The sequence below is a fragment of the Halomonas cupida genome (assembly GCF_900142755.1).
GTDB lineage: Bacteria > Pseudomonadota > Gammaproteobacteria > Pseudomonadales > Halomonadaceae > Halomonas > Halomonas cupida.
The window spans coordinates 53,935-73,100 of sequence record NZ_FRCA01000002.1; the positions used below are offsets into that span (position 1 = coordinate 53,935).

Sequence of the window (19,166 nt, forward strand, 5' to 3'; positions counted from 1 at the left end):
AGACCCTGTGCAGAATCAATCCAGATCAAAGAACAATCGCCGGTCTTCCATGGTGATATCGCTGATGTGCAGCGGATAATGCTCCTGCTGACGATCCTTGAAGTAATGGCGTAAAGTGCGCTCCACCGTGGGAAACGCCAGCTCCTGCCAGGGAATCTCCTGTTCCTCGAACAACGCGACCTCGAGGCTTTCGATTCCGGGAGCAAACTCGCCCTTGAGCTCACTGCGGAAGATCATGAACACCTGATTGATATGCGGCAGGTTGATCAGCGTATAAAGCCCCTGTAACTCGACCTCGGCGCAGGCTTCCTCACGGGTTTCCCGGGCCGCCGCCTCGGGGGTGGTCTCGGCATTTTCCATGAAGCCGGCGGGCAGGGTCCAGTACCCCAACCGAGGTTCAATGGCTCGCCGACACAACAGCACTCGGCTGCCACGCACCGGCAGTGTTCCGGCCACGATACGGGGGTTCTGATAGTGGATGGTGCCACAGGAGCGGCATAGATAACGTGGACGGTCGTCTCCCTCGGGAATCGCGAAACTGACCGGCTGTCCACAGTGGCTGCAATAGTTCATGTCGCTCCCGTGAGGATACTGGTCGGGCTTGACGCCTTTACCACGTGCTGGTTACAAGAGATCAAACCCGATGGAATCCCCATGTTAGAGAAACTTCGCGAACAGCTGCAAGGACTTCACCCCAGACGCATCCGCCTTCGTCTCCCCGAGGCAGCGGTATTGATCCCGTTGGTCAGGCGTCCCGAACCGACACTGCTGTTCACCCGGCGTGCCGGTCACCTCTCCACTCACAGCGGTCAGGTCGCCTTTCCCGGCGGCAAGCGGGAGCCGCAGGATAGCGACCTTCTCGATACTGCACTGCGCGAATCCAGCGAGGAAATCGCTCTACCCCGCGAGCGAGTCGAAATCCTCGGCCAGTTGTCCGACGTGCTGTCCCTGCACGGCATCAAGGTCACTCCCTTCGTTGGTGTGATCCCGCCGGACCTGCAACTGGTAGCCGACGAGAACGAACTCGACGCCATCTTCGAGGTTCCTCTCCAGCACTTCCTCGACGATTGCCGTACCCATACCGACGTGATTCCTGTCGATGGCCGCAATATCTATGTGCCTAGCTACCGGATTCCGTCACCACAGGGCGAGGACTTCGTGATCTGGGGTCTCTCGGCGATGATGCTGGTGGAGTTGCTCGCAGAAGGATTTGATCTACCTCTGAGTCTTTTCGACCAGCCCGAGGGTAAACTACGCCACCTGCCCTCTCGTCGAGCACCACAGCCATGAGCTACCCGGACTCCTGTCACTTCTCCGCTACCCAGGTCAACACTCTGATCGATTCCCTGGTCGAACATGGCTGGTTCATCGGCCCGCAGATACTGGACCCTGCCCTGTGCCAGGCACTTCATCAGGAGGTCATGGGACGCGCCGAACAGCAGTCGATGAATCGCGCAGGTATCGGCCGAGGCAAGGACCACGAGTTGCGCGAGGATATCCGCGGTGACGCCATTCACTGGCTGGATCGTGAGACTCTCGCCCAGCGTCGCTACCTCGATGCCATGGCAGAGCTGCAACTGGCACTCAACGCCAGCCTCTATCTGGGACTCTTCGAGTACGAAGCACACTTCGCGCATTATCCAGCAGGAGCCTTCTATCGCCGCCATCTGGACAGCTTCCGCGGACGTGCCAACCGAGTGGTATCCACGGTAGGCTATTTCAATCCCGACTGGCCCCGGGATGCCGGCGGCGAGATGGTGATCTTCGACCGGCATGATCCAGACAGGGAAGTCGCGCGGGTGTCCCCCGAGGCCGGCACCTTCGTGTGTTTCCTCGCCGAACAGGTCCCCCATGAAGTACTGCCTACCCGTCAGCCCAGGGCCAGTATCGCCGGGTGGTTTCGCCGCAATGCCTCGCTGGGCGGGGTCGTCGACCCCGCACGCTGATCACAGAGGTACCAGGATGCCGGACAAGCCATCACCAGCGTCAGTCACCGACAGCCAGCGCATCCAGGCGCTGGAAGAGCGCGTGCGTCAACTGGAGAGTGAAAAGCAGCATTTCCAGTGGCTGGCCGAAAGCACCACCGATCTGATCTCTCGCCATGACCAGAACGGCGTCTTTCTCTATGCCTCCCGGGCGGCCCGCGATCTACTCGGTTACGACCCGGAGGAACTGATCGGGGTCTCGGCCTACGATCTCTTTCACCCCGACGATCTGCGCGCCCTGCTGGCAAAGTCGCCACGCATCTATTACCACGAAGGCTTCTACCAGCAGACCTATCGTTTCCGCGCTCGTTCTGGCCACTATGTGTGGTTCGAGACAACCAGCCGGACACGGCGAGCGACTGACGGGGAACTGATCGACATTCTCTGCGTATCGCGGGATGTCAGCCGCCGGCTGGACGCCGAGGCCCAGACTCGACGACTCCAGCAGCAGGTCGCCCATGCCAACCGTCGCGCCATGCTCGGGGAGCTGGCCAGCAATATCGCCCATGAGTGCAACCAGCCTCTGGCCACCATGAGCAACTATGCCAGTGGCGCGCTGATGCAGCTGAAACGCCAGCCGGGTCAGCCGGCCTCGCAACTGGCGATACCACTGCAGCGGATCAACGACCAGATCGAACGCCTCTCCGCACGCCTGCGCCACATTCGCCAGTTCGTGCGCAATGGCGATGTGCGCTGCCAGGCGCTGGACATCGGCGACATTCTGGCGGCGGTGCGCCAGCTCTGCCAGTGGCAATGCGAACAACAGGGCGTTGTACTCGACATCAGTGTCGATGATGATCTGCCCAGGGTACAAGCCGACGCCATCGCCATGGAGCAGATACTGGTCAACCTGATCCTCAATGCCGAGGAGGCCTGCCGACGCCCCGCCAATGATGATCACCGCGACCATTGTTCAGATAACCCGGACGATCTCAGGCAGGACGATCTCCCTCAAGACACTGAGGGGCGCATTCAGGTCTGCGCCTGGCAACTCTCGGCCTGGGAGGTCGCCGTCGACGTCCGGGACAATGGTCCCGGTATCACTGCCGATCAGGTCGATCGGGTTCTCGCACCGCTGGTCGCCTCTCCCCGCACCCCAGCCCCTGAGCAACAGGTCGGGCTGGGCCTTTCGATCAGCCATTCACTGGCGGAAGCCATGGGCGGTAACCTTGTACTGGTTTCGGCGGGGTCGCGAAGCGGTGATGCAGAACAGTGCCATGAGACCCAGGGCGACGAGACCGTCGAACGTGCTGGCATGACCGGTGCCATCTTTCGCGTCATTCTTCCCAGCACCCCGGACAACGCTCTACCACGAACCATGATCTGCCACGAACCATGACCTGCCACGGAGACCGCCTTGATCGACAGTAATCCATCGACCTCGACAATACCCCATGTGGCGATCGTCGATGACGACGATGATCTGCGTGAATCGCTGAGCTGGCTGCTTGATTCCGTGGGACTGCATACAAGGGCCTACGCCAGTGGCGATGCCTTTCTCGATGACGATCCGCAACAGCATGATGCCATCCTGCTCGATGTCCGCATGCCGGGGCTGAGTGGCCTCCAGGTGCAGCAGCGATTACAGGGCCTCGATGCCTGCCCTCCGGTCATCATGATCACCGGGCATGGCGATGTTGCCATGGCCGTTTCAGCGCTCAAGGCCGGAGCCGTGGATTTCATCGAGAAGCCGTTCAATCAGCAGCAAATGATCGATATCCTCCAGCAGGTACTGGCCGAACAGCGCGAGCGCGCCGATCGCCAGCAACGTCTGGCCAGCCTGCACCAGCGTTATGCTGCTCTGCGTCCCAGAGAGCAGGATATCCTCAAGGAAGTGGCCTGTGGCTTCACCAGTCGCGAGATTGCCGAGCACCTGGCGCTGAGCGCCAAGACCGTGGAGGTGTATCGACAGCGCATCATGAAGGCGCTGGGCGCGACCAGTCTGGCGCACCTGATTCGTCTGAGCGTAGCGCTCGAGCTGGTGGATATCCTGCCCGATCACGAGCTCCCTCGGGACTGAATGATCAGACCCGTTTGACGCCTGGCCCGGACGGCATCAAACACGGCGCTTGGCAAGCCCCATCTCTCGCCTGACCTTCGCTCGACCGAGGCGCGCGGCCAGAGGCTCCAGTCCCATGACAGCTCGTCTCAGGTCGACCTTGTCGGGATCCTCGATCATCCACGGCACCGGCCAGCCATCCGCACCTATCTCCAGTTGGGTCCCATAGCGCTGCGGACGCCCGGTCATCAGGCGAATACGATCCTCCAGAAACGCCAGCTGCCAGGCCCGGGCCGCTCCTCGCCCCACGGCCTCGCGCAGCGCCTGCCGACAGCGCTCCATGAAGGTCACATCGAACACCGCCTGCATTGCGATGCGCCAGGCCGCCCGTGAGGCCTCGTCACCGACCAGTCGCTCGTCCGGCCAGCCATACACATCCAGTGCCTGTGCCAGGCTCCGAGCGCTGATCTGGTGTAGCGCCCTGACCCGAGGGTGATAATCCGCCGGAACGATTTCGCCCGACGCCTCCAACTCGTCCATCAGCGTCCGATTTTCCTGTTCCAGTGCACTCATTGACTGAGCCAGCGTCCAGTTCACTACGGCATCCTCCCTCCCGCCGCTCCGCGGTGCGACTCGTGCATTGTTCGCGGAGAGATACTGTCGTCGAGCGTCAATAGCTCGCACCCACAACAACTTCCATCAGTAGCAGCTCCCATCAGCAGCAACTGTCACCAACGACACGGCCCCCGTAGAGCGCTACCGAATCGTGAGCCACTGGGGTCTAGCCTTGACGGGATTGTGCTTGGCGACAATAGCCAATCGGAGAGAGGTTCGTAGGAGAAATGGCATGATCTACGCTCGTTCGGGAGTATTCGTGTTTCTGTGCCTAATTGACCATGCTGAAGGTTCTAGATTTACCCGCTGAAGGCTCTGGATTCACCCGCTGAAGGCTTCAGATTCACCCGCTGAAGGCTTCAGATTCACCCGCTGAAGGCTCTGAGTTCATCCGCTGAAGGCTCTGGATTTACCCGGTGAAGGCTCTGTATCCCCTCCTTGCCACGTGGCATCACACCGCTGGGTTTGCCTCAAGAATCGGCGGGTCTCATCTCTCAACCACAGGAGACGTTGTCATGAACAGTATCGATATGGAACACCTGAAGCGCTGCGTCGAGCTGGCCAAGCAGGCCCTGAACAAGGGCGATGAGCCCTTTGGTTCGGTGCTGGTCGATGCCCAGGGAAAGGTATGTTTCGAGGATCACAACCATGTCGCGGGCGGTGACGCGACCCAGCACCCGGAGTTCGCCATCGCCCGCTGGGCGGCAGAACACATGACTCCCGACGAAAGGGCTGACGCCACGGTGTATACCTCGGGAGAACATTGTCCCATGTGTGCGGCGGCCCACGGCTGGGTCGGGCTGGGCAGGATCGTCTATGCCAGTTCGTCACGGCAACTGGGAGAATGGTTGGAGGAGCTGGGCGTGGCCAACGGGCCGGTAGCGCCGTTGCCGATTACGGCTATCGTCCCGAATGCTCAGGTGGAAGGCCCGGCGCCGGCACTCGCCGAACAGATCCGGGACCTCCACCGCCGCCTGCATTCAGGATCCTGACAGTCAGGACCGATGATGGTCAGATCCCACTGATGGCCAGCTCATCACCAAGCTTCAAGGTCGCACCGACACCACTTTCGATAATCGCGTTCTGTCCGAAGAAGGCACCCTTCCAGCCCGGCTGGGTTTTCAGTTCGACCAGACTGCGCAGCGGCTCCTTGATCGACGGAATCCTGCCGCTGCTTTGGTCAATGGTGATGATCTTGCAGCGCTTGCAGGGCTTGCGGACACCAAGGCGATAGCCGGGCCCGGACAGCGTCTGCCAATCGCGCTCACCAAAGGCCTGCGCCGCTCCCGACACGACAATGTTGGGACGGAAGCGTGTCATGGGAACCGCTGTCTCGCCCTTGTCTGCCAGATGCCGGTTGAGGGCTGCCAATGATATCTCGCTGGTGATCAGGACCGGGTAGCCATCGGCGAATGCCGTATGTACTCGGCCCGGCTCACCTTCATGCAGATAGTCATGCTCCACCTCACGGCGCTGATCAGGCGCGAAACGTACCAGACGCAACCCACTGACACCCTGAGGCCCCAGCACGTCATTCAGCCAGGCCGTAGCCTCGTCGCCTTCATCCAGCGCCCGGCAATCGGACTTCCAGACACGTACCTCACGCACGCTCTCCCCGGACGGTTGCAGACCGGCTTCGAGACTCACTTCAAGGTCGGGCATACCGGGGTGACTCAATGTCAGACATGAGTCATCCAGCGCCACACCGATAGTGGCCAGCGCCGGGACTTCACGCTGGGTCACGAAACATCCATCGCTATTCACCAGCATCCACTGCCGGTCGTGAGCGAGTCCATGCTCCGTCAGCTCGGCCCGCTCCAGCGCGATGCCCTGCAACGACTTGACGGGATAACAATTCAGTTCAGTGATGATCAAACGTCTCGAACTCCTTTTTTCTGATTCTCTGGCCTGTACCGCTTCCCAGAACTGAGCCGCTTCCCAGAACTGAGCCGATTTCCAGAACTGGGCCGATTTCCAGAACTGAGTAGTCGTTTATATCGTCCCCGACCCGGCATGGCCAAGTGCCAGCTCCACCGCCCGGAGGGCATGGATGGTAGCAGTGTCGTAGAGCGGAACCTGAGTGTGTTCGCTGGTCACCAGCAAGGCGATCTCGGTACAACCAAGGATAACCGCCTGGGCATCGTTGCGGGAAAGCTCGTCGATGGCAGACAGCATAAACGCACGGGAGTCTTCCTTGATCTCCCCATGACACAGTTCATCGTAGATGATGCGGTGCACGTTCTCTCGGGCCGGCCGCTCTGGAGTCAGGACTTCAAGGCCGTAGCTCTCGAGCCGTTCGCGATAGAAAGGCTGCTCCATGGTGAACGAAGTGCCCAGCAGTCCGACGCGCCGGATTCCATCCGCAATCAACGCATCGGCGGTGGCATCGGCAATGTGCAGCAGCGGAATTTCCACGGCCTTCTCGATACAGCGTGCCACCTTGTGCATGGTGTTGGTGCACAGCACCAGCAACTCCGCGCCGGCCATTTCGGCCTTGTGGGCCGCATCGGCCAGCATCTCTCCTGCATCATCCCAGCGGCCCTGATGCTGCAAGCTCTCGACCTCGGCAAAGTCGACACTGACCAGCACGATCTTCGCCGAATGATGGCCTCCGAGTACCTGACCGACCGCGCGGTTGATGACCTGGTAATAGCTCACCGTGGATTCCCAGCTCATGCCGCCCAACAATCCAATGGTCTTCATGTGTCTCTCCTGGTGAGTCACAGCAGTCATGACCAACGCATGCTGCTCGTGGCCCCAGCATACCTCACACGTGGAAAGATGCCCCAGCCACTACCGAATGTGGCTATGCCGAAACGGTAATTCCCCCTACCATGGAGTCTTGAATCATCGTAGGGATCACTACCATGTCCACCAGGGATACGCTGAAACTCTTTCTCCTGTCGACGCTCTGGGGAATGTCGTTCATCTTCATGCGCGTGGCATCGCCGGAGTTCGGTGTCGTACCACTGATCCTGGTTCGCATGGGGCTCGGTGCCCTGCTACTACTGCCATTACTGATGTCTCGCAATTACCTGCAGCTGGTGCGCGACAATATCGGCAAACTCGCCCTGCTCGGCTTCATCAACCATGTCATTCCGTTCTCGCTATTGGCATTGGCCACTCTGCAGCTGGAAGCCGGCTTTACCTCACTGATCAACGCCACCACACCGATATTTACCGCTCTGATCGGTGCTCTGTGGTTTGCCACATCCATCCAGAAACGTCAGTACATTGGCCTGGCCACGGCTTTCTTCGGCATCTATGTCCTGTCCGGCGATCGGTTGGATTTCGATATCGGGGGGGATGGCTGGTTTATCCTCGCAGTGCTCGGCGCCACCTTCTTCTACGGACTTGCCGGCAACTACTCGAAGACCCACCTGAGCCACCTACCAGTCAGGGTGCTGGCCGCTGGGAGCTGCAGTATCTCAGGGCTGGTGCTGTTGATACCGGGGCTGATGCTGTGGCCCGAAGCCCCTATCAGCGGTATGGCGTGGGCCAGTGCTCTGGCGCTGGCCACGCTGTCCACCGCTGTCGCCTTCCTGCTGTTCTTCAGCGTGCTGGCCAGTGCCGGGGCCACGGCAGCATCCACCGTGACATTCCTGGTCCCGGTCAGTGCACTGTTGTGGGGCTACCTGCTGCTGGATGAAGTGCTGACCTGGCGCATTCTGCTCGGCATGGCCATCACGCTCGGCGGCACCGCTGTGGCAACCGGCATGCTGCCCCATTGGCGGCGACGGGGGCGGCGCGCCCCCTGCACTACGGAGTAGAGGACCAAAAAAGCTACGAGCAGCGAGCCACGAGTGGCGAGCAGACCCACATGACATGGACGGGGCGCTCGTAGCTGCCTGGCTCAGAACTCCGGCTTGCGCTTCTCGACGAAGGCACTCATGCCCTCACGCTGTTCCTCGCCGGCGAAGCTCAACGCGAACAGACTGGTCTCCAGCGCCAGGGCACTATCGAGGTCCTGATCCATGCCATCGTGAATGGCCTGCTTGGCACTACGCACGGCACCGGGACCGTTGCCGCCCAGTTGCTTCGTCAGAGTCTGGGCATATTCCTCCAGCGCATCCTGACTCAGGACCTGGTTGACCAAGCCGATGCGCAATGCTTCCTGGGCGTCGATCTTGCGTCCCGTGGTGCACAGATCCAGGGCCATGGCCGGGCCGACACGCCGTGGTAGCCGTTGGGTACCGCCGAAGCCGGGGATCACACCGAGCAGCACCTCGGGCTGGCCGAATACCGCATTGTCGCTGGCCACTGCCCAATCACAGGCCAGCGCCAGCTCGCACCCACCACCAAGGCAGAAGCCATTGACCAACGCCACCACCGGTACCGGCAATGTTTCCAGGCGCTTGATGGTACGCAGCGCCTGAGCGGCAAAGTCGCGCGCCTGTTGCGGAGTCTTGTCGCGCATCTCGGCGATATCCGCGCCGGCCACGAAGGATTTCTCTCCGGCACCAGTAATCAGTACCGCGCGAAGATCAGCGCGTGTTTCCAGCTCGACCAGCACCTGCTCCAGAGCATCGATCACCGCGCTGTTGAGCGCATTGAGCGCCTTGGGACGGTTGATGGTCAGGCGTACGATGCCTTCGTTGTCCTGCACTTCAATCAATGACTCGCTCATCTCGTCTCCTCATGACGGAAAATCACTCAATGACGTTGGGCATCATCGCAATGCTCACTGCCCCATCGCTCATCAGCCTCACCCTAACGAACGCTTGGTAGGCCAGCAAGCCAGACTTCCGGCCAGGTATCCGTCGGGCTCCAGCCCGAGGCTCAATAGCTGTAGAAACCGCGACCGGTCTTGCGGCCCAGATAGCCGGCATCCACCATGCGTCGGAGCAATGGACAGGGGCGGTACTTGGGATCAGCAAAACCGTCATTGAGCACTTCCATGATCGCCAGGCAGACGTCCAGACCAATCAGGTCGGCCAGTGCCAGTGGGCCCATGGGGTGAGCCGCGCCCAGCTTCATGGCGGTATCGATATCCTCCGCCGAGGCCGCACCTTCCTGGAGCAGGAAGACGGCTTCATTGATCATCGGTACCAGCAGACGGTTGACGGCAAAGCCCGCGGAATCGGCGATCCGCACCGATATCTTGCCCATGGCCTCGGTCAGTTGCTCGATCTTCTCCACCGTGGCATCGGAGGTCTGTTCGGCACGAATGATCTCGACCAGCTTGAGCACCGGCACCGGGTTGAAGAAATGCATGCCGACAACACGCTCCGGCCGTTCACAGACCGCCGCCAGTCCTGTCAGCGATAATGATGAGGTGTTCGATGCCAGAATGCTGTGCGGAGCCAGGCGATCGAGATCGGAGAACAGCTTCTCCTTGAGTGCGGCCTGCTCGGGTGCGGCCTCGATGATCACGCTGCAGTCCGCCAGCGTCTCCAGGTCCGTGGTGGTGGTCAGGCGTTGTCTGGCCTCCTCGCTCTCGGCTTCACTCAACCTCTGCTTATCAACGAGCCGCGCCAGACTCCTGTCAATGGCCTCCAGCGCTCGCTCGAGCGGCTCACTGGCAATATCAAACAGACTCACGGTAAAGCCGCTCTGCGCCAGCACCTGGGCGATGCCTTGGCCCATGGTTCCCGCCCCGATCACACCGATCTGCTCACTCATCACTGCCTCCAGGTTGTGTCCCTCGTGCCCGACTCCATATCTCGGCCTCATGCATCAGACCATGCATGAGCCCAGGGCCTGTCTGACACAGGACTTGGCTAAAAAGTGCCTGCGCATCATGACACAGACACAGCGACAGGAAGTATGAACCCGGCAAGCTTTCATGTTGAGTGAATCGCAGCACAAGAACGTACCGCCGTCGGCCACCAGGCCGACGCAAGCCCGCGCCACCCTGGTCAGTCGTTCAGTCGGAACGCGCCTGCTCACGCAGCACGAATTTCTGGATCTTACCCGTGGAGGTCTTCGGTAACTCGCTGAACACCACGCGCTTCGGCACCTTGAAACTCGCCAGCTTCTCTCGGCAGTGAGCAATGATGTCCTCCTCACTGATCTCGGCCGTGGCCTTGAGCTTGACGAAGGCGCAGGGACTCTCGCCCCATTTCTCGTCGGGTTGGGCCACCACTGCCGCCTCTTCCACAGCGGGATGACTATAGAGTGCGTCCTCGATTTCAATGGTCGAGATGTTCTCGCCCCCGGAAATGATGATGTCCTTGGAGCGGTCCTTGATCTCGATATACCCATCCTGATGCCAGGCGGCAAGATCTCCGGTGTGATACCAGCCGCCCTCCAGCGCCTCACGGGTCGCCTGTTCATTCTTGAGGTAACCCTTCATGGTGTTGTTGCCACGCATCAGCACTTCACCAATGGTCACACCATCCTTTGCCACCGGTTCAAGAGTGACAGGGTCGGCGACACACAATGCCTCCATCAAGTGGCCACGCACGCCCTGTCGAGCCTTGATCCGCGCCCGCTCCTCCAGCGGCAATTCATCCCAGGCCTCACGCCAGGCGCAGACCGTCACCGGACCGTAGACCTCGGTCAGTCCGTAGACATGGGTGACTTCGATACCCAGCGACTCGACACCGGCGATCACCGCGGCCGGAGGCGCGGCACCTGCGGTGGTGGCCTTGACGGGATGGTCGATATCGCGCCGCTGCGCCGGGTCGAGGTTGACCAGACCATTGAGCACAATGGGGGCGCCACTGAAGTGAGTGACTTTCTCGTCGGCAATCAATTGCATGATGCGCACTGGATCCACCTTGCGCAGACAGATGTTGACCCCGGTATAGGCGGCGATACTCCAGGGAAAGCACCAGCCATTGCAGTGGAACATCGGCAACGTCCACAGGTACACCGGATGATGCGGCATGTCCCATTCAAGGATATTGCTGAGGGCGTTGAGGTAGGCGCCACGGTGGTGATAGACCACCCCCTTGGGCTTGCCGGTGGTGCCGGAGGTGTAGTTCAGCGAGATCGCATCCCATTCATCATTCGGCAACCGATAGGGATACTCCGCATCCCCCTCTTCCAGCAGCGACTCGTATTCAATCTCTCCGAGGCGTTCCGCACCCGGCAGGAACTGTTCATCAGCAACATCGATGATCAATGGTGGCTCAGGTAGCGCTTTCACCGCTTCACGGATCACCTCGACGAACTCGGGGTCAACAAGGACTGCACGAGCCTCGCCATGCTCGAGCATATAGGCGATGGCCGAGGCATCGAGACGAATGTTGAGCGTATTGAGCACGCAACCCGCCAGCGGCACCCCGAAATGCGCCTCGAACATCGCCGGCACGTTGGGCAGCATCGCGGCTACGGTATCGCCCTTGCCCAGGCCACGCCTCTCCAGCGCCGAGGCCAACTGACGGCAGCGCCGCCAGGTCGTGGCCCAGTCCCGGCGGATATCACCATGGACCACGGCGGGGAAATCCGGATAGACACCGGCGCTGCGCTCGATGAAGGTCAAGGGCGACAGGGCAACATGATTGGCGGGCGTGCGCGGCATGCCCTGATCGTAGGCCGACTGACTCATGGCGTCCGGATCTCCTTCTTGTTGTGATAGCAATGTTGTGACGGCGTGTATTGTGACGGCAATACTGGCTAATGGCGGCTGTATTCAAGAGGCTTGCTGTAAGCATAGTTTGTCCACAGCAAGCCCCATCAAGCCGTGACCGGATACAGACTATTAACATGGCAATCAAATAGCTCATCCTGATCGACTTGATTGTCGTCCGCACGACACTGGCGCAGATGCACGGATCTGCTGGTGTGGTGCGGTCTCGCGTCGGCCTGATGGCCGACGGCGGCACGTCCCTGTGCCGCAATCAACCCAACATGAAAGCATGCCGGGTTAATATCTACCGCTGCTCGGCAGCAGCGCCTCGAACCCGGCCTCGATGACCTGGCGCTGAGCGCGGCCCACCGGCAACCAGTGACGAAGCGCAAAGTCCGCCTCCTGCAGCTTGCCACGCAGGAAGTCATCATCGGCTCCGGCATCAAGCGCCGCCTGCGCCTTGAGCGCACTGAGCCCCATCTGCCATGCACAGAGCACATGGCCAGCCAGTGCCAGCAGAGGTGTCGCATAAGCCTGAACGGCATCGGCCCCCAGCTCGGCATCGGTGCCTTCTGTCAGCACCCGCGCCAGACAGGCTTCGAGATCCTCGGCCCCGGCATTCAGCGCCTTGCCAAGCGTGGCCAGTGATGGTTGGGCGGTGAGCTGTTCCGCGACGCTACGAACCTCCTCGACGAGGCTGCCGAATGCCGCCCCACCATCACGCTGCAACTTGCGTCCGGCCAGATCCAGCGCCTGAATACCGTTGGTGCCTTCGTAGATGGCGGCAATACGCACATCGCGCAGCAACTGAGCGGCACCGGTCTCCTCGATATAGCCCATACCACCATGAACCTGTACTCCCAGCGAGGCGATGTCGATGGCCTGGTCGGTGGCAAAGCCCTTGACCACGGGAATCAGCACATCAACGCGCGCCTGAGCAGCCTGGCGGCAGTCGGCGTCCTCATGGTGACGTGCCACATCCAGCTGGGCCGCACAGTTCATGGCCAGAGCGCGCAGGGCATCGGTTCGGGTGCGCATCGACAGCAGCATACGACGTACATCGAGGTGTTGGTCGATCATGCAGGGCTCACCACCACGAGCCGGCGGCGTACGGCCCTGACTGCGTTCTGAGGCATAACTGGCGGCATGCTGACAGGCTCGCTCGGCGACCCCAATGGCCTGGATACCCACCTTGTGGCGGGCCTCGTTCATCATCGTGAACATGTGGTTGAGACCACGTCCCGGTTCACCGACAAGGTAGCCGACGGCACCATCCTGCTCACCGAAACTCAGGGTACAGGTCGGGCTACCGTGAATTCCCATCTTGTGCTCGATGGAGGCACATACCACATCGTTGCGCTGCCCCAGCGAACCGTCCTCGTTGACCAGGTACTTCGGTACCAGAAACAGCGAGATTCCCTTGTTGCCATCGGGCGCATCCGGCGTCCGCGCCAGAACCAGGTGAATGATGTTCTCGGCGGCATCATGCTCACCCCAGGTGATGAAGATCTTCTGACCAAACAGGCGGAAGTGGTCTCCTTCCGGAACCGCGCGGGTACGCACCTTCGACAGATCCGAACCGGCCTGGGGTTCGGTCAGATTCATGGTGCCGGTCCAGTGCCCCTCGACCAGTTTCGGCAGATAGAGGACCTGCTGCTGCTCGCTGCCATGATGGGCCAGAGCCTCAATGGCTCCTGCAGTCAGCATTGGACACAGGCCCAACGCCATATTGGCTCCATGCAGCATTTCCTGGACCGCACTGGCCACCACCTCGGGTAGCCCCTGGCCACCCAACGCCTCGGAAACACCAATGCCATTCCAGCCGCCTTCAGCATAGGCACGATAGGCTTCGGCAAAGCCGTCAGGCAGGGCCACTCTGCCATCCTCGCGGCGCAGGCAACCCTCGCGATCGCCGCTGGCATTGAGGGGAGCCCAGATATCACCCGCCAGTTTCGCGGCCTCTTCCAGCACCGCCTCGAGCAGGTCGGGACTGAGCTCGCTGAATGGCGGCAGTGTCAGCGCACTGTTTTCATGCAGGTGATCAAGGATAAAGGCAACATCACGAACGGGAGCGGAATAGGACGACATAGGCAGGCCTCGTGAAAACAATATTTGCGATAGTAGTTTCCCTGGCTCAGTACCTCAATGCCCCCAAGGTCGCAGTCACATCCCACTTTCCCGCTGGCCGCGAAGATATGAAATGCATCCCCGAGAACGCACGACGCCCCTGGCCAGGGGCCGAGGGGCGCTCGCGGTAAAGAAAGGCTGTAGCGAAATTCAGTGACGCGAATCCGAGTCCTTGTCCTCGGCACGCTCGTCCAGCGCCTCCTCCTCGCTCTCACTACCGTCAGTCCCCTCGACCTCCGGGGGTTGAGCAGGGGCCGCATCGGTGGCGCTATCATGCATGGCTTCCCGAACCCCTTCGTGAAAGCCATCGTCATCATAGTAGGCGACATACTGCCCTTCTTCCGTGGGCGGGCCGACCAGCGGCTCCGCCACTTCGACATCCGGCAGCACATCGGATAGGTCTTCCATGTGCTCGTGCTCCCGCGCACCGTGCAACCACTCCTCGGTCACCGCCAACTCTGCACCTACCGAACTCAACGGTGTCGAGGGTGAGAACGGTGCCACCGGTACCGGGGCCGGACGCACCAGACGGCGCCAGACGAAGAACATCACCAGCACCGCCCCCAGCACACCGAAGGCGCCGAACAGCGCGATATCGCCCAGGGCAGCCATCACTGGGCTGACCGCAGGCGGGCTCAGGGCCGAGCCGATGGCATTGATCAGCAACAATCCCTGACTCATGGGTACCAGGGCACCTGCCGGTGTCCGGTCAGCAGCGTGGCTGACAGCCACGGGATACAACGAGAAGACGCCGCCACCGAGCAGAAAGAGCACCACGGCCAGCCCCATCGGCGGTAACGGCGTCAACAGCACCACCGCCGACACCACGACGCAGAAGGCGCCAATCATGATCAATACGATCTGACGATCATGGCGATCGGACCAGCGCCCCACGGGATACTGCAACAGCATGGCACCAAGGACGGTAATGGCCATGAACTGACCCACCTCGGTAACACTGAATCCGCTGCGCTGCAGGAACAGCGGCAACATGGTGTAGATGGCCGCCACCAGCAGGCCGGAACCGAAGGCCCCCATCACTCCCGTAGGCGTGAGGGTGATCAGGCGCAGCGGCGAAAGTGGCTCGGCCTTGTCCAGCAGAGGCGTGACACGGGGAATCATGGCCATCGGCAATACCGACAGTGACGCCAGGATGCCGACGACCATGAAGGGTTCTGTCTGCCCCAGGCCCTGAACAACCCCCAGCAACAACTGACCAATCACACCAGAGGCATAGAGGGCGATCATGTACAGCGCCAGCAGCCGCCCTCTCACCGTGGAATCCCCGGATGTCAGCAACCAGCTTTCGATGACCAGGAATACCCCCACAGTGGCCCAGCCGCCAATGAGGCGCAGGACGAACCAGGCGATGGGATCATTGACCAGGCCCTGCAGCAGCACCGTCACGGCGACCAGCGACGCGAAGCTGCCATAGGCACGGATGTGGCCGATCGCCAGCAGCAGGCGGTCATTGAGCATCGCCCCTACGCCCAGCCCAATGAAGTAGGCCGACGAAACCCAGCCCACGACAACCTGGGACTCGCCGAACGCATCGAGACGGATGGACACCAGACTGGTCAGATAACCATTACCGATGCCGAGGATGAACAGCCCCAGCAAGGGAGCGATGGCCATGGCCAGGAGTTGCGGGGACATCAGGAGCCTCGCTGATGCAAAGAGAACACAGGGCAGACAAACGGCGCATTTTGGCGGCGAATATACGCCCGCCCAGCCCTCTGTCAACCGCTTTATGTACCGGTGAGCATAACTTCAGAAAGATCGCCCAACCATGCCAGTCAAACGCCTCTTTTCACAACTCAACCGGGGCGCTGCAAGAGTGCCACCTCACGTCCCGCAAGCGTCAGTGTCAGGCCATGCTGACGGGCGAACCAGGCCAGGCTCAGGTCACTGAAGAACACTACATGTGAGGGATCTCTGATGTAGTGCCAGTTGGCAAAATCCTCTGGTATACGCATCGTCATCAAGCCCAGCCAACCACCGGGCCTCAGACAGGACACCAGATGGCCGAGGGTCTCACCGGGAGTGAACAGGTGCTCAGCCACTTCAGTGGCCGTGATGAAATCGTACTGGCGCTGCATGGCCTCGGGATTGGGGGCAAAGAAGGGATCATGCACCTGCATCATGAACCCCGCCTCCTCGAACATCAGTGACAGTGTTGGCCCCGGGCCGGCACCGAAGTCCAGTCCCTCTGCCCCCGGCGCCAGATGCTCGCTCAACGGTACCATCAAGCGCGCGAGAAAGGCCCGGTAACCGGGATCATCCGGGCGATTGTCGTGCTGATCGTAGATGGCCTTTTCTGCCACCGGATCGAGACGCTGCTGTGGGGGTACAGCGACCAGGTCACAGCGGCCGCAGCGGAAGAAATCGCGTCTGCCGTCATTGTGGAAGTAACTCATATCGCTGCTCGAACATAGCGGACAGGCCAACATCATCGTATTCTCTGTGGCTGAAAACTCGTTACGGAGAGTGGCATGCTTTCAGGCCTCGATCATCTGGTCATTACCGTGACCGACATTTCTCGCGCCGTGGACTTCTATACCCGCGTCCTCGGCCTCGACGTGCGCTACCGCGACCGCGAGCGCGTCGATCTCATGCTGGGCGACATGGCCCTGAGGCTGCATTGGACCGCTACCGATATCACACCAAGGGCGGCAACCCCGACCCCCGGAAGCCTGGATATCTGTTTCCGCAGTCAATTACCCTTGGACGAGGTTCGCCGTCATCTGGAAGCGCTGGAGGTAGCGGTGGAACTGGGGCCAGTTCCTCGCCAGGGCGCCATCGGCATGATCGAATCCCTCTATCTACGCGATCCGGACGGTAACCTCATCGAGATCAGTCGGCCTCTGAAGGTCTCATGACCCCGACAGGAGCCACTGGAAACCCATGCACGGCAAGGTATCATTGGCGCCCCGGAAACGACTCAATCCGTCCCTCACCCATTCACTGATCAAGGCCTCGAATGCTGGCATGTCTGACGAATCGCGCGATGTCACCGGTGTCATCATGGCCCGGACAGGACAGTTCCGTCACGATAGGGAATCATCATGAGCGGTAACCCACTGCAACCTCACGAACCTCAGGTTGAGCCCAGCGAGCCGCCTCCCGGCGGAGCTCCTGTTGACACCACTATGGTACTGGTCGGCTACGGCCTGCTGCTGGCACAGCCATTCACGGCCTTTACCGCGATCATCAGCGTGGTGATTGCCTACGTCTACCGTGGCAAGGGGCCCGAGTGGCTCGACGACCACTACCGCTATCAGATCCGTACCTTCTGGATCGGTCTGCTCTATGGCCTGATCGCCTCGGTGCTGGTGTTCGTCGTCATCGGCCTGCCGCTGCTGCTGGCACTCACCATCTGGCTGATCGTGCGCTGCATCAAGGGCTTCAAGGCATTGCAGGAGCATCGCTCCCCCGACAATATCGACAGCTGGTTGATCTGATCATGCCGACATCTTTCCAGCAGCGTATCCAGGCCCGGGCCGTCGCAGGCCTCTGGCGACTGCTGTCCCATGCTAGCCCCCGGCAGCTCTGGACCCTCAGCCAGTCGCTGACAGCCATCCTTCAGCCGTTCCTCAAGCGAGAATGCGCCGTTACCCGGCTCAACCTCGAGGTCGTCTATCCGGACATGCCGGAAGACGACCAGGCCATGCTGGCACGCGATAGCCTGCGCCATTCCACCGCCACCATGCTCGAACTGGGTTTCGCATGGCAGGGCAACGAGGACAAGGTCGCAGCCAGCATCATCGAAGTCCACGGCGAGAGGCTGCTCGAAGAAGCACGCCAGTCGGGCCAGGGTGCCATCGTGCTGGCTCCGCATTTCGGTAATTGGGAAGTGCTCAATTTCTGGCTGTCGCGTAACTTTGACTTCACTGCCATGTATGAACCACCCAAACTGGAACCGTTGGACCCCATCATTCGTGCAGGACGCGAGCGCTGCGGTGCCAGCCTGGTGCCGACCAACTCACGCGGTGTCGCCGCCCTGCTCAAGGCCCTCAAGCGTGGTCAGGCCGTAGGAATTCTCCCCGATCAGGAACCGGGCTGGGGCAGTGGTGTCTTTGCGCCGTTCTTCGGCCGTCCGGCCTATACGGCAACGTTACTGCCCAAACTGGTGGCACGCACCAATGCACGGGTCGTAACCGGTGTCGCCCAGCGCCTGCCGGGCAGGGGCTATGCACTGCACTTCCTGGCCGCCGATGAGCGTGTCTACTCCGAGGACGAAGCCACGTCCTGCGCAGGTGTCAATGCCAGCGTCGAAGGCGCCATCGCACTGGAGCCGGCTCAGTACCAGTGGGAATACAAGCGCTTCTCCAAGACGCCGGAAGAAGAATGCGGCGACCCGAACTTTCGTCGCCACCGACTCTACAGCTCGCGCAATATGAAGCTCGCAAGGCGTCATCGGTAACTTCGCAGGCCAGCCTCATGCACCACTGGCCTTGACTGTGACCAACGAGGGATTGCCGCCATGAATACCATGCGCCCCGCCTCCGGCAACCGTGTCCCCCAGGTGCTCTACGCACTTTATATGCTGGGGCTGGTCACCGGCTTCGTGACCACTCTGATCGGCCTGGTGGCGGCCTATATCTACCGCGGTGATGCGCCTCTCTGGCTGGCCGAACACTACCGCTTCCTGATCCGTACCTTCTGGATCGGCATCGTCTATACCATTGCCGCGGGGGTGCTCAGCTTCGCTATCATCGGCCTGGCCATTCCTGCGTTGGTGCTGCCTGGCTGGTGGGTAATCCGCTGCATCATCGGCTGGCGAGCGGTGCACCAGAACCTTCCTCCGGCGCGGCCCGATAGCTGGCTGTGGTAGGACGTCACTGAAGCTCAACCACTCATTTCGTCCTATTCCTCCCCCTGAATACGAAAATTCACACACCTGTCTCCGTGAAGCGACATGGAA

General features: G+C 60.9%; 21 protein-coding genes. 10 read left to right on the forward strand and 11 right to left on the reverse strand.

All coding sequences use genetic code 11. The features are described from left to right. Nucleotides 1-15 precede the first annotated feature (15 nt). Nucleotides 16-573: an NUDIX hydrolase gene (locus BUE38_RS04485; protein WP_073433857.1), complete on the reverse strand. Its 558-nt coding sequence runs from the start codon at nucleotides 571-573 to the stop codon at nucleotides 16-18. An 81-nt stretch (nucleotides 574-654) separates the two neighbouring features. Here BUE38_RS04485 and BUE38_RS04490 point away from each other — a divergent pair, with 81 nt between their 5' ends. The 4 genes from BUE38_RS04490 to BUE38_RS04505 are packed head-to-tail and all read left to right on the forward strand — an operon-like array spanning nucleotide 655 to nucleotide 4,005. After that, on the forward strand, nucleotides 655-1,290 hold the full coding sequence (locus BUE38_RS04490) for a CoA pyrophosphatase (RefSeq protein ID WP_073433858.1): 636 nt from the start codon (nucleotides 655-657) through the stop codon (nucleotides 1,288-1,290). Next, on the forward strand, nucleotides 1,287-1,946 hold the full coding sequence (locus BUE38_RS04495) for a 2OG-Fe(II) oxygenase (protein WP_073433859.1): 660 nt from the start codon (nucleotides 1,287-1,289) through the stop codon (nucleotides 1,944-1,946). The genes BUE38_RS04490 and BUE38_RS04495 overlap by 4 nt, the downstream gene beginning before the upstream one ends. A gap of 16 nt (nucleotides 1,947-1,962) precedes the next feature. Beyond that, nucleotides 1,963-3,324 (forward strand): sensor histidine kinase, encoded by a 1,362-nt coding sequence (locus BUE38_RS04500; protein ID WP_073433860.1) that lies wholly within the window; start codon nucleotides 1,963-1,965, stop codon nucleotides 3,322-3,324. A gap of 18 nt (nucleotides 3,325-3,342) precedes the next feature. Continuing rightward, nucleotides 3,343-4,005 (forward strand): response regulator transcription factor, encoded by a 663-nt coding sequence (locus tag BUE38_RS04505; protein WP_234986764.1) that lies wholly within the window; start codon nucleotides 3,343-3,345, stop codon nucleotides 4,003-4,005. A gap of 36 nt (nucleotides 4,006-4,041) precedes the next feature. On the opposite strand, the gene BUE38_RS04510 is transcribed toward BUE38_RS04505, so the two are convergent. Next, complete coding sequence (locus BUE38_RS04510; RefSeq protein ID WP_143166198.1) at nucleotides 4,042-4,581, reverse strand: DUF6624 domain-containing protein; 540 nt, start codon at nucleotides 4,579-4,581, stop codon at nucleotides 4,042-4,044. 533 nt (nucleotides 4,582-5,114) lie between these two features. Here BUE38_RS04510 and BUE38_RS04515 point away from each other — a divergent pair. Then, nucleotides 5,115-5,591, forward strand: a complete 477-nt coding sequence (locus tag BUE38_RS04515) for a nucleoside deaminase (protein ID WP_073433862.1) — start codon at nucleotides 5,115-5,117, stop codon at nucleotides 5,589-5,591. 19 nt (nucleotides 5,592-5,610) lie between these two features. Here the strand turns inward: BUE38_RS04515 and BUE38_RS04520 are convergent, their stop codons facing one another. Beyond that, nucleotides 5,611-6,474, reverse strand: a complete 864-nt coding sequence (locus BUE38_RS04520; RefSeq protein ID WP_073433863.1) for an MOSC domain-containing protein — start codon at nucleotides 6,472-6,474, stop codon at nucleotides 5,611-5,613. 117 nt (nucleotides 6,475-6,591) lie between these two features. Continuing rightward, nucleotides 6,592-7,302 (reverse strand): aspartate/glutamate racemase family protein, encoded by a 711-nt coding sequence (locus BUE38_RS04525; protein WP_073433864.1) that lies wholly within the window; start codon nucleotides 7,300-7,302, stop codon nucleotides 6,592-6,594. A gap of 164 nt (nucleotides 7,303-7,466) precedes the next feature. On the opposite strand from BUE38_RS04525, the gene BUE38_RS04530 reads away from it, so the two are divergent. Then, nucleotides 7,467-8,369, forward strand: coding sequence for a DMT family transporter (locus tag BUE38_RS04530; RefSeq protein ID WP_073433865.1), 903 nt, complete (start codon nucleotides 7,467-7,469; stop codon nucleotides 8,367-8,369). A gap of 83 nt (nucleotides 8,370-8,452) precedes the next feature. Here BUE38_RS04530 and BUE38_RS04535 read toward each other — a convergent pair whose 3' ends face one another. The 7 genes from BUE38_RS04535 to BUE38_RS04560 all read right to left on the reverse strand — a co-directional run bounded on the left by BUE38_RS04535 (nucleotide 8,453) and on the right by BUE38_RS04560 (nucleotide 16,659). Continuing rightward, complete coding sequence (locus BUE38_RS04535) at nucleotides 8,453-9,226, reverse strand: enoyl-CoA hydratase-related protein (RefSeq protein ID WP_073433866.1); 774 nt, start codon at nucleotides 9,224-9,226, stop codon at nucleotides 8,453-8,455. 152 nt (nucleotides 9,227-9,378) lie between these two features. Next, nucleotides 9,379-10,221: a 3-hydroxybutyryl-CoA dehydrogenase gene (locus BUE38_RS04540; protein WP_073433867.1), complete on the reverse strand. Its 843-nt coding sequence runs from the start codon at nucleotides 10,219-10,221 to the stop codon at nucleotides 9,379-9,381. Between the two features lie 244 nt (nucleotides 10,222-10,465). Continuing rightward, nucleotides 10,466-12,094, reverse strand: a complete 1,629-nt coding sequence (locus tag BUE38_RS04545) for an acyl-CoA synthetase (protein WP_073433868.1) — start codon at nucleotides 12,092-12,094, stop codon at nucleotides 10,466-10,468. Between the two features lie 128 nt (nucleotides 12,095-12,222). Next, nucleotides 12,223-12,390, reverse strand: a complete 168-nt coding sequence (locus BUE38_RS22875; protein ID WP_159438849.1) for a hypothetical protein — start codon at nucleotides 12,388-12,390, stop codon at nucleotides 12,223-12,225. A gap of 22 nt (nucleotides 12,391-12,412) precedes the next feature. After that, nucleotides 12,413-14,203 carry an acyl-CoA dehydrogenase gene (locus BUE38_RS04550; protein WP_073433869.1) on the reverse strand — a complete coding sequence of 597 codons (1,791 nt, stop codon included), beginning with the start codon at nucleotides 14,201-14,203 and terminating at the stop codon, nucleotides 12,413-12,415. Nucleotides 14,204-14,392: 189 nt separating this feature from the next. After that, a complete protein-coding gene (locus tag BUE38_RS04555; protein ID WP_084541721.1) occupies nucleotides 14,393-15,898 on the reverse strand; it encodes an MFS transporter in 1,506 nt (501 codons plus the stop codon). Between the two features lie 161 nt (nucleotides 15,899-16,059). Beyond that, on the reverse strand, nucleotides 16,060-16,659 hold the full coding sequence (locus BUE38_RS04560) for a class I SAM-dependent methyltransferase (RefSeq protein WP_234986765.1): 600 nt from the start codon (nucleotides 16,657-16,659) through the stop codon (nucleotides 16,060-16,062). Between the two features lie 75 nt (nucleotides 16,660-16,734). Between BUE38_RS04560 and BUE38_RS04565 the strand changes: the two genes are divergently transcribed. The 4 genes from BUE38_RS04565 (at nucleotide 16,735) to BUE38_RS04580 (ending at nucleotide 19,076) form a co-directional block, all read left to right on the forward strand. After that, nucleotides 16,735-17,121, forward strand: a complete 387-nt coding sequence (locus BUE38_RS04565; protein WP_073433871.1) for a VOC family protein — start codon at nucleotides 16,735-16,737, stop codon at nucleotides 17,119-17,121. Between the two features lie 186 nt (nucleotides 17,122-17,307). After that, nucleotides 17,308-17,703, forward strand: a complete 396-nt coding sequence (locus tag BUE38_RS04570; RefSeq protein WP_073433872.1) for a DUF4870 family protein — start codon at nucleotides 17,308-17,310, stop codon at nucleotides 17,701-17,703. A gap of 2 nt (nucleotides 17,704-17,705) precedes the next feature. Then, on the forward strand, nucleotides 17,706-18,665 hold the full coding sequence (locus BUE38_RS04575; RefSeq protein WP_073433873.1) for a lysophospholipid acyltransferase family protein: 960 nt from the start codon (nucleotides 17,706-17,708) through the stop codon (nucleotides 18,663-18,665). Between the two features lie 60 nt (nucleotides 18,666-18,725). After that, nucleotides 18,726-19,076, forward strand: coding sequence for a DUF4870 family protein (locus tag BUE38_RS04580; RefSeq protein ID WP_073433874.1), 351 nt, complete (start codon nucleotides 18,726-18,728; stop codon nucleotides 19,074-19,076). Nucleotides 19,077-19,166: the final 90 nt, after the last annotated feature.